Source organism: Pseudomonas sp. S2_A10 (genome assembly GCF_054668465.1).
Window position 1 is genome coordinate 4,714,944 of sequence record NZ_CP162773.1, and the last position, 12,346, is coordinate 4,727,289.

A 12,346-nucleotide genomic window follows, 5' to 3' on the forward strand; every position below is an offset into this window, starting at 1 on the left:
GCGGGCAACGAGTGATGGAGCAGATTTCCAATCTCTCTTGCAGGCTCAGTCCAGGCCACCTTTACAACAGTCAGATAAAGCTCGCACTCGGATGCTCTTTGATAATCTTGCCGCATGTACCTTCAATGGCGAAAAAAGGGCTATCTGCTCTGATGTTATCGGCACAGGGGGACTGAATGCGTTCGCCATTGCAGTGGCTCTTTCGCCGCTAACCGTCACCTGGGTACCGACCGAGATTGTTCGAGCGCCACTGCGTTCGCCTGGGATACGGACTTTTCGCCGTCGCAATCCCTCTTCAGCCGAGAGCTCCTTCCTCAACCGGTCAAGCTCGGAGGATAGGGGTTATGATTAGACGTGTCTCGAGAGCTTGCTCGCCGTAGGCCAGTATTATTAAGGGAGAAGCACATACCGCCAATTCTCACCTGTAGCGTTGAATGGTCTTTCGTTCGCCTAAAATAGAAAGCCCGATGGCTTCTCTATCGTGGGTGGTGTTATGAGGCAGCGTCGACTTACAGCCTATTTTTCTACCCCGCTGTCATCCCCCGTTTATTCTGAGCATCAGAGAGTTATAGCCCTCCATCAGGGGTACTTTTGGCCGAAGGTAGTCGTTCGTGAACGGCTGCTTTCGGCCATAAGCAGCCGTTCAAGACGGCTCGTTTTTCAGGCGGCAGAGGCCCATCCCGTCGCCGCTACCTGGCGCTCACCCTCCACAACTGATCCAGCTTCGTCGTATAACTCTGGTAGGCTCCCTGATCAGCAAAGACTGAGGGGGGCAGGCAGCGCCTTTACGCTTTCCGGCTTCGAGTCTCCTAGCCCAATTGGCTCCCTGGCGCTTGCCGACCGATAATCAGCGTCTTCGATGCCGCTCGTTGTGAGGGCTATGCTTGGCATTACGCCCATTTAAATTGGGGAAATCTCATGATCAACGTACGCACAGCCCGCATGCTTGCCGATTACAAATGCTGGGCCGATCAGCGCCTCTTTGACAGCCTGGCCGCACTGCCTCCTGGCGAAGTCAGCAAAGAGCGAGTGTCGGTGTTCAAAAACGTAATCGGCACTTTGAATCACATTTACGTCGTGGACTGCATTTGGCAGGCTCACCTCGAAGGCCGGGGGCACGGCTTCGAAACTTCACATGATCTGCTGCATCCCGAACTCGCTGATTTGCGCTTGGCACAAAAGGAGATCGATCACTGGTACAGCGACTGGAGCGCCCGGCAGAGCGAGGCATCGCTGGATAGACTCGTCGAGTTCACGTTTGTGTCTGGGGAACGCGGCACCATGAGTGCCGGAGCAATGCTGATGCATGTGGTCAACCACGCCAGCTATCACCGTGGGTGGGTTATCCAGATGTATTTCGACATTCCGGCCATTCCGCCAATGACAGACATGCCGATATTCCTGCGCGAGACCGATCCAAATTTCAATTCGCTCAATACACCGGCAGAGGGGTCGCCATGTGTTGGGCAATTAATGAGCGCAACCAACGCTCTGCCGGATCGTTATCGTTGACCCCGCTCCAGACCATCGACAACTCCGACGGCACGATGTCAAAGGGCGGGTCATCAGCACGCAACTGGCTGCTGCCATCGATCAGCGCGCACGCCGCGTAGTCCGGCACTGCGGCTAGCATTTCCGTGCCCGCTAATAAGGCACGCAGTCCTGAGAACTGGGGTACCGCCAGCATCACTCGCCGCGAGCGGCCGATGCGTGCCAGGTCGGTATCGATGGCACCGGTCAAATCCCCGGAAAACGACACCAGGGCGTGAGGTCGTTCGCAATACTCATCCAAGGTCAGGGGGCCAGGACGATTATCGCCGCGCAGTATCTTGACGCGCAGATCCCGCAGCTTCTTGCGCTTGGCGTTGGCCGGCAACTCGGTGGTGTAACTGACTCCGACGGAAATCTCTCCGGAGGCAAGCATGGTCGACATCAGCAGAAAGTTAACCCGCCGTACCACTACGATAACCTTTTGCGCCTCTTCGCGAAGTTGATTGATCAATGGTGGAAATAGGCCGAATTCGGCATCGTCGGAAAGGCCGATTCGGAATACGTCCCGGCTGGTGGATGGGTCAAAATCCTTAGCTCGGCTGACAGCTCCGGAGATGGTGTCCATGGCTGGTTGCAACTCTTTAAGAATTGCCAGCGCTCGCTGGGTCGGCTCTAAGGTACGACCGTTGCGTACTAGCAAGGGATCGTCGAACAAGTCGCGCAACCGCGCTAAAGCGGCACTGACGGCGGGTTGGCCTAAGAACAGTTTCTCCCCAGCCCGAGTCAAGTTCCTTTCGAACATTAAGGTTTCGAAAATAACCAGAAGATTCATGTCCACGCGACGCAAGTCGTTTCGATTCATTCCTAGGCCCTCGCAGGCAGCATAATTTTCAAGTAAAGCAGCTACGCGGCAGAACACCGTGTTTCTGCTGCAACTAGACTTTGAATACGCCTTATTCAATCTCTTTACATTTGACCGGAAATGGATCGGGTGCGTGTAGCTCAAATTGGCGTGGGGAGTACGTCACGTATTTCCCTTAGCGAAGCATTAGGACTCAGAGAGCTCTCCCCTCCAAGCTATGTCCGATGTGCAAAGCGGCACGCCACTTCTTGTCGCTCTTTAACCTTCGCATCTAATGACAGGCTGAAGTCATCAGCAAAACGAGCTAAGTGCGATTCCCGTGCCCGCGAACCAAAATTTTTTGTTTCAATTTTGCAGCAAAATCCGAGGGGCAGTCTGTGTTAGACCAGTGCTCGCGACTTTATTGATAAAAACGAAATCCAGTGGTCCTTTTCCTCGCTTGTCCGCCTTCTCTCCCGAGTGGATCTTTGTACTAATCAACCCATGATCTGCGTTGCGGTGTTCCTAGGCAGGTAGAGCAATTTCGTAACAATTGCTGCCAACAAAATTACAAAAGGTCGGAGGACTTATGCGCCAAGATCAGCTTGATGGTCTTGGTTAAATTCTTAGAGGTAGCAAAGCAGCGCAGCTGCACTTGGGCATCCCACCATTGGGGGGGCTCCCCCTGCTGTAAGCTAGGTAGAGAGAAACCTCGAACGAAGGCTCGGTGTTGTATTGTTCAAACGTACTATCCGGAGTGTCAGTCTGACGTAAGCAGGTGGTCAGTGTCTCAGTAAGAGTCCAGTGAATGCTTCAACTTTGAAATGTCTGTGCGTAACCAGCGCACTTTGACTCGCTGCCGGCCTGCTTAATTTAATTAGGAGTGATGGCGGGGCGTACAACTGGCCGGCTAATGTGCAATTCAAATCATACTATTCAGCCATGCTGACAACCTGCGCGCTTATTGCCACTCAGCCCCTCGTGTCCATAGGAATGGGTAGAAAGACACGCATTGATCTCCGCCCACTCACTGAATGTCGTTGCGCCAGGATTACCAACGTAGGCCCTCTTAGTAGGCCGCCGTACGATTGCTCACAGCTCATTCCAAGAAGGCGGTATAATCGATGCCCAATGGCTCCCACTGCAGAATATCGGGCGCCTAGTAGTACACCGCTCCCACATCATCACCCAAGCCGCCGCCGTTGATGGAAAAGCATCCACCTGCTTCGTCATCTGCCACCAGCAGCTGCCCTTACGCCCGTCCCTCGCTCCATCCCGCCAGGCCCCGATCAATCAGTATCCCGCCAGTCTCAAATGCTATAGCCCCCAAAGTAGACTTGGTTGTTACCTGTAGCTGTAGAAGAACGCTGGTGTTTTGAGGTGAGGTGGAAGCAAGTCGTAGGGGCGGTCGGCATGCTCCAGCATCTTCCGTATGTAGATCATGGCGGGGTCATTAATTTCAAGCGACTTGGCTGCACCATGTGAAGTTTGAAACCAACTGAGGCGACTCATGATCAATTCCTCTCTGTAGGCGGTATTAAGAGGGGGACATGCGGCCCATGGCTGCCGACCCGGGCGAACAGCTCTCCCGAAAATCAAAAAGCTAGGCTCAGCTTCAGGCATCGCTGCCGACCTTTGTACTTCGGCCGTCTGGGGCACCGGCTTCAGGCAACTGTTTCATGAGTCCTAGTTTCGATTTCCTCATGAAAGAACGTATGCACATCGTCGTACCCTATTTTCTGCGCCGTTTTTAGCGCGTCCGTCCCTTTTGCTGTGCCTTCAACGGTGAAGTAATGCACCTGATTGAGACCGATGGTTTTCAGCACTGCGGATAGGTAGGGACGAAGAAAGTCGGGTTGCCGTGCCCTCTCACCGCTAATGTAGCCGCCGGTGGCTACGGCAACGTAGACGGGGCGATCCAATAACGTTCCAACCTTACCTTTTGATGTGCTGAGGAAAGTTTTTCCGACGCGTACGACGTGGTCAATCCAGGCCTTGAGCGGCGAGGGCACGCTGTAGTTGTGCATGGGAGTAGCGATAAGCAGCACATCGCAGGCATTCAACAGGATGATCATTTGGTCGGAGCGACTCAATGTACCTTTCTGATCCTCGGTAGCTATTTCGCTCGGATGGGCCAAGGCATGGGCATAAGTCGCATCGACTGGCGATAACGTGTTCAGGTCTATATCCGTCAGTTCAATCCCGCGTATGCCAGCGCGTACTGTCAGAGCGTGCAGAATCCGCTCAGACAGTTTCAAGCTTTCAGATGCATTACCGTTGGGACTGGCAATCAGGCGAAGGATTCGCAAAGGAGCGAGGGGCTTCTGAGACGGGTTCATGATATTGCCTCCTGTACGGGTGATGCGGTCATGGGGTATCGAACTGTTTTTGAAAACGCAGCGCGCCGGTATAAAGGCCTTCGCGGAAGTAGAAGCGTTGGGCGCGCGCGTTGGCCAAACCCGTGTCAAGCACAAGGCGAGCACAACCGCTGGCACGAGCCAGTCGTTCCAGAGCTCGCAATAACCGGGAGCCCCACTGGCCGCCGCGCTGGGCTTCATCGGTGATGAGGTCATCGACATACAAGAATGGGCCATAAATCAGATTCTCCTGAAGGCGGTAACCTGCAAGCGCCACGAGAGCCGATGACTCGAAGGCTCCAACCAGGCGATAGCCGCCGGCTCGCATTCGTTCGATACGACTCATAAAATCGGCCTCGCTTGTTAGGTGGGGGCGCAATTGCTGCATTACCGGGAAAGCGATTTTCAAGTCATGGCGGCTGTCTAGAGGACGCAGGGCAGTGTCGGCCAAGTCGAGCACGCTGGGCACGTAGTCTTGAAGATTGAACGTCATGGGAGAGGCCTTAGTGGGTTGTGATGGTCAAATCTTGAACTAACATTGCCTCAATTTATTGAACCAAGAAGTGAGATATGAACTAGGCCATGATGACTTCCTGTTCGCACCCTTTCGCCTCCTTGGATGGGCAACCCGGTTCGCCTCTGTACCGTCAGTTATATGACCGAGTACTCGCCGCCATCGCCGCTGGCACGCTTTCCCCTGGTGACCGATTGCCTTCGGTGCGAGCTCTCGCCAAGGATCTCGGCGTTGCTCGTGGCACCATCGAACTGGCCTATTCGCTGCTCACGAGCGAGGGCTACCTCTTGGCCCTGGGGCAGAAGGGCACCGTGGTCAATCCCGAATTGCAGAAGCCGCTACTGTCTGCCCCCGCTTTATCCGTCAGCAGCGAGGTGATTGAAAACTCCCCAGACGCACTATGGCGTCCACCGCAACTTTTGCCGTTTCAGATGGGAGTGCCTGCAATGGATGAGTTCCCACGCAAGATCTGGGCGCGCTTGGGTGCCCGTTATCTGCGAGGCATGCGTTCAGGCGATCTGGACTATCCGCCGCCGCACGGCCTGCCTGCCTTACGCAGCGCCATCGCCTCATATCTGCAGGTGTCTCGAGGTATCGATTGCGGCGCCCATCAGGTGTTTATCACCAGCGGCTGGCGCAGTAGCCTGTCGCTGATCGCACATACTTTGCTGCGCGCAGGGGAGCGAGCCTGGGTCGAAGATCCTGGCTACCCAACCACGCGCCAAGTGCTTCGTCAATTCGGTATTGAGCTTGAGGCAGTGCCAGTTGATGCCGAAGGTATGGATGTGGAGCAGGCCATTGCCAGGCATCAGGCTGCACAGGTCGTCATGGTGACGCCGGGGCATCAAAGCCCACTGTGTATGGCGCTGTCTTTGCCTCGGAGACAGTTGTTACTCGATTGGGTGGCCCGGAGCGATGCCTGGGTTGTCGAGGATGATTACGACGGCGAGTATCGCTATGTCAGTCGCCCCTTCCCGGCGTTGGCGAGCCTGGATCGCAACGGGCGCGTGCTGTACGCCGGGACTTTCAGCAAGGTGCTTTTCCCCGGTATCCGCCTTGCCTACCTAGTGGTGCCTCAGGGGCAAGTGGCAGCGTTTGAGCGTGTAAGTCGGGCGTTATTCTCCGCAGGCTCGCCAGCGATTACTCAAGCGCTGGTCGCAGAGTTCATTGTCGAGGGGCATTTCACTCGGCACATTCAGCGCATGCGAAGGCTCTACAGCGAACGACGCGCTTTGACTATTGAAGCGTTGGAGCGGAGTTTACCCAATGGACTGTTGGTGGAGCGCTCGCCAGGGGGGATGCACTTGGTACTCCGTTTGCCGGAGGGAGTAGTCGACACTGCCCTGACTGAGCAACTGCTGGCCAAAGGCATCGCCGTGCAACCCTTGTCGCGATGGAGTGTTTCGTCGCGGCGTCAATCTGGGCTGCTGCTGAGCTTCACCAACTGCGCCTGCGCTGCTCAGGGCGAGCAGCTTGGCGCGTTGATAAACCGTGCGCTCAGTTGAGGTTGGCTTTGGTCAGGCCGAACACCTCATCCGACGAACCAGGGACTGCCTGAAAGGCCACATTGAGGCGATTCCAACCGTTGATGGCGACAATCAGGAACGACAAATCCGACAGATCCTGTTCGGAAAACTGCTCACGCACATCCGCGTAGAGGCTTTCAGGTACACCATGGGATGGCAGTTGGGTCAGGGCTTCTGTCCAGGCGAGCGCCGCGCGCTCTATTGGCGAGAACAGTTGCGATTCACGCCAGACCGCAATGTGATGGAGGCGCAATTCGCGCTCGCCATGGATCTTGGCTTCCTTCACGTGCATATCCACGCAGAACGCGCAGCCATTCAATTGAGACGCCCGCAGCATTATGAGGTGGGCCAGGTCAGCCAGTAGCGGCTTCTTACTCAGTTGCATCGTCAGCTCCACCAGCTTATTGGAAGCCTGAGGCGACTGTTTGAAGTAATCAATACGGTTGTTCATGGCGGTCACTCGCAGCGGGTTTAGGGTTGTTGGAGCCCACTGTAGCCACGCGTGGTCTAGTCAGACAGGGCCAAGAAAAGACCTTTCAACTAAGCCATGCTGTTCTGATTCGCGATTTGCCGTTCGCCGATGTTGCCAAGCCGGTTGTCCGTGAACCCGGCGGAAGGCGACCCAAAGCCGGTGTATAAACTGGCACAGTAAGCGGCAACTGAGTTGCGATGCGCGATAGTTCTGGGGTGGATAACAGGTGCAGCGCCTTTGTGAAGACTGATTCCTCTCGCCGGTCGACAAAGCCGAAACAGATCGCAAGAGAGTGGGGCGGTGGGCGGTCAATCCGCAGTTCGCGGAGCAACTCGGGCGTGTTTACGAAGAGTGGAGTGGTATTTTCCTCTCAAAGAAATTCGATGCGACCGGATTTTCAGTCCTATAACGCACTTGAGAACACAGCCATTGGTGCGTGTCAAAAAAACCTATTTGTCGTCATTTCGACTAAAACGAATAATGGTCAAATTGACTCGGTATAGCTTCTGCACCCTGATTTTTATGACGTTTTAGGTTGGCATGAAATGTGTCAGTGATGGGTAAATGGTTTAATACCCAAGGAGCTGAAACATGAAAAGTGAGTTCGACAATCGTGTCGCTGTGGTAACCGGAGCAAGTTCAGGCATCGGACTGGCAGTCGTTCAACGATTACTAAGCTATGAAGCGACGGTAGTGGCGATGTCCCGTGGCCGGGGCGGCCTGGCTGCACTCAAAGACGTTCATGGTGATCGCCTCCATATTGTCAGTGGCGATGTTACGGTAAGTTCGGATCTTGAGAAGCTTGCACACTGCGTCTCTAGAATCGGGCCTGTAGATTTTCTAGTACCGAATGCAGGAGTCGCTGTACTTGAAGACAGCTTGGCGAGTAAGGGATTCGAGCGAAATTGGGCCATCAACGGAGCAGGTGCGCTTAACACGCTTTCAGCTTTGCGAGCCCAATTGGCGAGACCCGCTTCGGTAGTATTTGTGGGGACTTTTCTTTCCGCTTTGGCCTTCCCAGGCTTGGCTGGCTACATTGCGTCGAAAACAGCACTGACAGCGCATGCTCGAACCTTAGCCGTCGAACAGGCTGAGGCCGGAATTAGAGTGAACGTCGTATCGCCAGGGCCAACAGCTACGCCGATCTGGCGATCACTAGGGTTGGATAATGCGACGTTGTCCTCAGTCGCGGAAACGGTCAATCAGCGCTTACTAGAGGGTAAGTTCCTTGAGCCGGAAGCGGTGGCAGATGTGATTCTGTTCCTTCTATCAGAGCGAGCACGTGGCATTTACGGCCAAGATATTGTGGTAGATGGTGGGTATACCTTGCGGTAGGGCATAGAAACGCGAAGAGGTCGTGTAGACATGTATTCGGTGCGGATCGTGCGCTCGGCCTCTTATTTTTTCTTGCGCTAACTTTACCTCGATTGACGCGATCAACTCGGGCCCTTGATTACGTACATTCCCCCCATGGTTGCCCACCTTGTATCTATGAATCCTCAGCTGGCCGGTGCCGACACGCCCAGCACGCCTTGAACGAAAGACCCACATGGGCAAGCCCGCAGCGGTGACCACCTTTGCTATATGCATGCCTCATTTATGTCCGCTTTTGGCCGAAAGCGGTCATTCATAAGCGTCTGCTTCCGGCCAAAAGCGGACGTTCGACTGATTAGAATGAAGTGATTAAAGCTGCACGACTAAGTTGGTCAGGGGAAATGGTAAAGGCTTAATACTCGCCCGAACGACTGACGCCACCCTATCTAACCCGAACATCCTGGCCGGTTGCTCGGGTCGAGTCCGCTTGTGCACTTGACTCCTTGGTTCGCCTCCAGCCATTTCGTATGATGAGCAACCTTAGTTTGGGATGCTTGGCGTGAAACCAACATCAAAAAAAGCTTCAATCAATCCGCCCGTACCAATCGGCGTCACCCAGAATTTAAGCGATGCTGTAAGTCAGCTTTCTTGGGACGACTTGCGAATCATCAAAACGCTAAGCGAATGCGGTAATAGAGCAACGACTGCAAAGAGGTTGGGGATTAATGTATCCACCGTATCGCGTCGTGTGGCTCAAGTGGAAAAGACACTTGGGGTCGCTTTATTTGACCACCGCCGCTCTGGGTACATGCTGACGCCCGAAGGTATTGAATTAAGAGCGCTCGCCGAACGCGTCGAGCTTGATATCGTCAGCGTTACACGTCGGGTTTCTCGGGCAGGTCAAGGGCTGCTTGGAAAGCTTAGGATCACTACCAGCGACTCGCTGCTGCTGTATTTTCTCACGCCGATCATCGCCGACTTCAAGGCACTTAATGAAGGAATTGCCATCGAGGTTCTGGTTGGCAACGAGACGTTAAGTCTGGCTCGCGATGAATCTGACGTAGCGGTGAGAGCGACCAAAAAACCTGCCGAAAGTCTAGTCGGGCGCAAGCTCGCTTCGATCGCATGGGCGCCTTATGGCAGCATAAAACAAGCGACTAGTGCCCCGTTCGCAGAAGGCCAACCGTGGGTGTCCTATTCCGCAGGATTATGTGGACTGAAGGCCAAAAGCTACGTCGAAGACAGAGTCAGCGCCGACTGTATTTCTTATCGTACGGACTCAGTCGCGGCCGCGAGCGTCGCCATTGCGGCAGGACTTGGTTATGGGTTTCTTCCGTGCATGCTGGGTGACATTACGCCTGGGTTAACACGCGTAGGGCCAGTTGTGCGCGAGCTACAGGACGAGCTCTGGCTGCTTACGCATCAGGACATTCGAAAGTCATGGAGAGTCAAAGCATTCATGACTTTTTGTGCAGCAGCCGTAGCGCATCAAAAGCCTTTGATCGAAGGGCAGCTGAATCTCCCGGTTGCGCAGGGCGAAACCGGGAGCGTCTCTTAGTCGGCGCTAGATCCGATGACAGCCTTGCAGACAATTTCAATCAGCTGTGAACGTTGAGCCAACCTGGATACACCGATGATATTGCTCGCGCACTGGGGCCGCTCAGTGCGATATGCGGCTTTGCGCACATCACCTACCACGGCGAATGCCGCGTCCATATCCAAGACGTAGAGCGTTTCTTCGACGACATCATTAAGGGTTGCTCCATAGAGCGCGAGCAACTTGGCGATGTTGTCGTAGGAGACGCGCATCTGCTCTCCTATCGATGAGAAATCGCTCGGTTTGCCCTCGCTATTCAGGGGCGCGGGAGCAACGAGATTACCCGCCTCATCGTGGTTGAACTGACCCGAGATATAGATCTCGTTTCCAACTTTTCTGGCCTGGGGGTAGCCGTAGCCCTCCTCCCATGAGACTCCCCAGTAAGCGGTGTTTTTGCCGTGCGGTTGTGAAGCAGCCATTGCTTTCTCCTTGCAGATGACGGATCGAATGACGTCGATTCGAGTTGTCGGGAAGCAGAGGCTAGCACTGGAAACACTATTGAAAATGCGCAATTTTGCGCCTCCAGCAGCGCAAAAATGCGCCCCCATCTCGACGCGACTTCCGTTAAATTTTTCCCAATCGACTGACCGCTGGATTGAGCTAATCAACCGGCTACTGGGAAAAAGGAATCAGGATGAAAAAGGAAACATGCGCGTCCTCACTTAAGGATTTGACTAAACAAACCGGACATTTGAAACCTTGGCAGATCCAGCGCGCCAAGCAGGTGATGCTCGATAACTTGGACGCAGGTATCTCCGTGGCAGCTATCTCACAAGCGTGTGCGCTATCGCGCAGCCATTTCACCCGTCAGTTTAAAAGAAGCACTCTCGTCTCACCCAAAGAATGGATGCGAGAGCAGCGGATTTTGAGGGGCAAGCAGCTACTTCAGACGTCGAGATTGCTAATTGCGGACATTGCACTGGAGTGTGGCTTCTCTGACCAGTCACACTTCTGTCGAACATTCGTGCGAACCGAAGGTGTAACTCCGCGGGCTTGGAAACAGAACAATCAATCGCCTGCGCTGTGACTTGATGAGCTGGATAGCGGAGCTAAGTCGTACCTGGAGGCTTAACCCTAGGAGGCGACGCAGGCCGAAAGCGGTCTACTGAGCATTCAATGCTGCCGTCGCGCTGTGCTTAGTTTTGTTGAGCACTTAACGGTGTCAGAAGGGTAGGGTTGCGGAAATGCCCGAAAAGATGCGGAAACGATCCGTAGACAGAGGAGCCAATTTCCTGAATGCCAGAAACGACAAAGCCCTGCATAATCAGGGCTTTGTCGTACATAAGATGGCGGAGGCGATGGGATTCGAACTCATGGACCTGTTACAGTCGACGGTTTTCAAGACCGTTGCCTTAAACCACTCGGCCACACCTCCGTTTGCGTTGCGGGCGCCATAATACCTGAATGAAACACACTGTCAAACTCTCTGCATGGCTTGTTACAGAGCGTCTGTTATGATCTTTGCGACTGAACGTTTCAAACCAACAGGAGTGTCGCCATGCGCGAACAGGATTACGCAGTTAATAACAGCGTGCAGGCTGAGCAGCTAGAGGTTAGCCGCGTCCTGCGCAACACTTATGGTCTCTTGGCTCTGACTCTCGCATTCAGCGGCGTGATGGCCTTCGTAGCCCAGCAGATGCGTGTCGGCTACCCGAACATTTTCGTGGTGCTGATCGGCTTCTACGGGCTGTTCTTCCTCACCAACAAACTCCGTGATTCCGCGTGGGGCCTGGTATCCGCCTTCGCGTTGACCGGTTTCATGGGTTTCCTGCTCGGCCCGATCCTGAACCGTTACCTGGGCATGCAGGGCGGCGCTGAAGTGGTCAGCTCGGCTTTCGCCATGACCGCACTGGTGTTCGGTGGTCTGTCGGCCTACGTGCTGATCACCCGCAAGGACATGAGCTTCCTTGGCGGCTTCATCACCGCAGGTTTCTTTGTCCTGCTGGGCGCTACGCTGGCGAGCTTCTTCTTCCAGATCAGCGGCCTGCAACTGGCGATCAGCGCCGGCTTTGTGCTGTTCTCGTCGGTCTGCATTCTGTTCCAGACCAGCGCGATCATCCACGGCGGCGAGCGCAACTACATCATGGCGACCATCAGCCTGTATGTATCGATCTACAACCTGTTCGTCAGCCTGCTGCAACTGTTCGGCATCATGAGCCGCGACGACTGATCGTAATGGCTGCAATAAAAAACCCGCTTCGGCGGGTTTTTTATCGTCTGGACAAAGGTGTCTG

12 protein-coding genes, 1 tRNA gene and 1 pseudogene are annotated in these 12,346 nt (G+C 54.5%); 6 read left to right on the forward strand and 8 right to left on the reverse strand.

What is annotated here, in order from left to right; all coding sequences use genetic code 11:
• Nucleotides 1–918 precede the first annotated feature (918 nt).
• A complete protein-coding gene (locus AB4N41_RS21245) occupies nt 919–1,512 on the forward strand; it encodes a DinB family protein (protein ID WP_064361695.1) in 594 nt (197 codons plus the stop codon).
• On the opposite strand, the gene AB4N41_RS21250 is transcribed toward AB4N41_RS21245, so the two are convergent.
• The 5 genes and pseudogenes from AB4N41_RS21250 to AB4N41_RS21270 all read right to left on the reverse strand — a co-directional run bounded on the left by AB4N41_RS21250 (nt 1,433) and on the right by AB4N41_RS21270 (nt 5,182).
• Nucleotides 1,433–2,353, reverse strand: coding sequence for a LysR substrate-binding domain-containing protein (locus AB4N41_RS21250; RefSeq protein WP_042609825.1), 921 nt, complete (start codon nt 2,351–2,353; stop codon nt 1,433–1,435). The two genes, AB4N41_RS21245 and AB4N41_RS21250, sit on opposite strands and share 80 nt — an antisense overlap.
• 1,138 nt (nt 2,354–3,491) lie before the next feature.
• A pseudogene (locus AB4N41_RS21255) lies at nt 3,492–3,665 on the reverse strand (DUF2625 family protein); the annotation flags it as partial.
• Between the two features lie 11 nt (nt 3,666–3,676).
• On the reverse strand, nt 3,677–3,844 hold the full coding sequence (locus AB4N41_RS21260) for a hypothetical protein (protein WP_460137996.1): 168 nt from the start codon (nt 3,842–3,844) through the stop codon (nt 3,677–3,679).
• A 152-nt stretch (nt 3,845–3,996) separates the two neighbouring features.
• Entirely contained in the window at nt 3,997–4,671 is a 675-nt protein-coding gene (locus AB4N41_RS21265) for an FMN-dependent NADH-azoreductase (RefSeq protein WP_042609824.1), read from the reverse strand.
• A gap of 28 nt (nt 4,672–4,699) precedes the next feature.
• Nucleotides 4,700–5,182, reverse strand: a complete 483-nt coding sequence (locus AB4N41_RS21270; protein WP_042609823.1) for a GNAT family N-acetyltransferase — start codon at nt 5,180–5,182, stop codon at nt 4,700–4,702.
• A gap of 89 nt (nt 5,183–5,271) precedes the next feature.
• On the opposite strand from AB4N41_RS21270, the gene pdxR reads away from it, so the two are divergent.
• A complete protein-coding gene (pdxR, locus tag AB4N41_RS21275) occupies nt 5,272–6,708 on the forward strand; it encodes a MocR-like pyridoxine biosynthesis transcription factor PdxR (RefSeq protein ID WP_122704474.1) in 1,437 nt (478 codons plus the stop codon).
• On the opposite strand, the gene AB4N41_RS21280 is transcribed toward pdxR, so the two are convergent.
• On the reverse strand, nt 6,701–7,180 hold the full coding sequence (locus AB4N41_RS21280) for a carboxymuconolactone decarboxylase family protein (RefSeq protein ID WP_064361697.1): 480 nt from the start codon (nt 7,178–7,180) through the stop codon (nt 6,701–6,703). The two genes, pdxR and AB4N41_RS21280, sit on opposite strands and share 8 nt — an antisense overlap.
• Before the next feature lie 612 nt (nt 7,181–7,792).
• On the opposite strand from AB4N41_RS21280, the gene AB4N41_RS21285 reads away from it, so the two are divergent.
• Both AB4N41_RS21285 and AB4N41_RS21290 read left to right on the forward strand, forming a co-directional pair.
• Complete coding sequence (locus tag AB4N41_RS21285; RefSeq protein WP_064361698.1) at nt 7,793–8,536, forward strand: SDR family NAD(P)-dependent oxidoreductase; 744 nt, start codon at nt 7,793–7,795, stop codon at nt 8,534–8,536.
• A gap of 529 nt (nt 8,537–9,065) precedes the next feature.
• The gene (locus tag AB4N41_RS21290) at nt 9,066–10,073 is read left to right on the forward strand and encodes a LysR family transcriptional regulator (protein WP_080902523.1); all 1,008 of its coding nucleotides are present in this window, start codon (nt 9,066–9,068) and stop codon (nt 10,071–10,073) included.
• Here the strand turns inward: AB4N41_RS21290 and AB4N41_RS21295 are convergent.
• Nucleotides 10,070–10,531 carry a Rid family hydrolase gene (locus AB4N41_RS21295; RefSeq protein WP_042609819.1) on the reverse strand — a complete coding sequence of 154 codons (462 nt, stop codon included), beginning with the start codon at nt 10,529–10,531 and terminating at the stop codon, nt 10,070–10,072. The genes AB4N41_RS21290 and AB4N41_RS21295 overlap by 4 nt on opposite strands.
• A gap of 215 nt (nt 10,532–10,746) precedes the next feature.
• On the opposite strand from AB4N41_RS21295, the gene AB4N41_RS21300 reads away from it, so the two are divergent.
• Nucleotides 10,747–11,139, forward strand: coding sequence for a helix-turn-helix domain-containing protein (locus AB4N41_RS21300; RefSeq protein ID WP_042609818.1), 393 nt, complete (start codon nt 10,747–10,749; stop codon nt 11,137–11,139).
• Between the two features lie 260 nt (nt 11,140–11,399).
• Here AB4N41_RS21300 and AB4N41_RS21305 read toward each other — a convergent pair.
• Nucleotides 11,400–11,487 (reverse strand) — tRNA-Ser (locus AB4N41_RS21305).
• A 123-nt stretch (nt 11,488–11,610) separates the two neighbouring features.
• Between AB4N41_RS21305 and AB4N41_RS21310 the strand changes: the two genes are divergently transcribed.
• Complete coding sequence (locus tag AB4N41_RS21310; protein WP_008006561.1) at nt 11,611–12,282, forward strand: Bax inhibitor-1/YccA family protein; 672 nt, start codon at nt 11,611–11,613, stop codon at nt 12,280–12,282.
• The last annotated feature ends 64 nt before the right edge of the window (nt 12,283–12,346 follow it).

Bases quoted from the DNA above. Each gene is read 5' to 3' on its own strand.
- AB4N41_RS21245 (WP_064361695.1), top strand. From the start codon at position 919: ATGATCAACGTACGCACAGCCCGCATGCTTGCCGATTACAAATGCTGG.
- AB4N41_RS21250 (WP_042609825.1), bottom strand. From the start codon at position 2,353: ATGAATCGAAACGACTTGCGTCGCGTGGACATGAATCTTCTGGTTATT.
- AB4N41_RS21260 (WP_460137996.1), bottom strand. From the start codon at position 3,844: ATGAGTCGCCTCAGTTGGTTTCAAACTTCACATGGTGCAGCCAAGTCG.
- AB4N41_RS21265 (WP_042609824.1), bottom strand. From the start codon at position 4,671: ATGAACCCGTCTCAGAAGCCCCTCGCTCCTTTGCGAATCCTTCGCCTG.
- AB4N41_RS21270 (WP_042609823.1), bottom strand. From the start codon at position 5,182: ATGACGTTCAATCTTCAAGACTACGTGCCCAGCGTGCTCGACTTGGCC.
- pdxR (WP_122704474.1), top strand. From the start codon at position 5,272: ATGATGACTTCCTGTTCGCACCCTTTCGCCTCCTTGGATGGGCAACCC.
- AB4N41_RS21280 (WP_064361697.1), bottom strand. From the start codon at position 7,180: ATGAACAACCGTATTGATTACTTCAAACAGTCGCCTCAGGCTTCCAAT.
- AB4N41_RS21285 (WP_064361698.1), top strand. From the start codon at position 7,793: ATGAAAAGTGAGTTCGACAATCGTGTCGCTGTGGTAACCGGAGCAAGT.
- AB4N41_RS21290 (WP_080902523.1), top strand. From the start codon at position 9,066: ATGCTTGGCGTGAAACCAACATCAAAAAAAGCTTCAATCAATCCGCCC.
- AB4N41_RS21295 (WP_042609819.1), bottom strand. From the start codon at position 10,531: ATGGCTGCTTCACAACCGCACGGCAAAAACACCGCTTACTGGGGAGTC.
- AB4N41_RS21300 (WP_042609818.1), top strand. From the start codon at position 10,747: ATGAAAAAGGAAACATGCGCGTCCTCACTTAAGGATTTGACTAAACAA.
- AB4N41_RS21310 (WP_008006561.1), top strand. From the start codon at position 11,611: ATGCGCGAACAGGATTACGCAGTTAATAACAGCGTGCAGGCTGAGCAG.